Below are 252 nucleotides of genomic sequence, written 5' to 3'. Positions count from 1 at the left end.
AAAAGTGTCGAAAAACAAAGACACACCGAACCTGGACAACTAAAGAGTTTGAAAGCCAAGTTAAAACATTCTTAATCTCGTTATTAAAGAATTGATTCTTAATCAGGGAGTTTAACACAAACTTTCTGAAAAAGCAAAAAATTCTAAAACTTTGAGAAACAAGTTTTAGAGCCAAAACAACAGATTCTTCAAAATGGAGAGTTTGATCCTGGCTCAGGATGAACGCTGGCGGTCTGCTTAACACATGCAAGT

1 rRNA gene is annotated in these 252 nt (G+C 35.3%); it reads left to right on the top strand.

The features are described 5' to 3' along the window. Positions 1 to 190 precede the first annotated feature (190 nt). A 16S ribosomal RNA gene (locus PL11201_RS25410) occupies positions 191 to 252 on the top strand; the annotation flags it as partial.

Origin of the sequence: Planktothrix sp. PCC 11201 (assembly GCF_900009135.1) — a bacterium.
Taxonomy (GTDB): Bacteria; Cyanobacteriota; Cyanobacteriia; order Cyanobacteriales; family Microcoleaceae; genus Planktothrix.
Note: the sequence above shows the minus strand (reverse complement) of the source record. Positions and strands in the feature narration are given on the sequence as shown.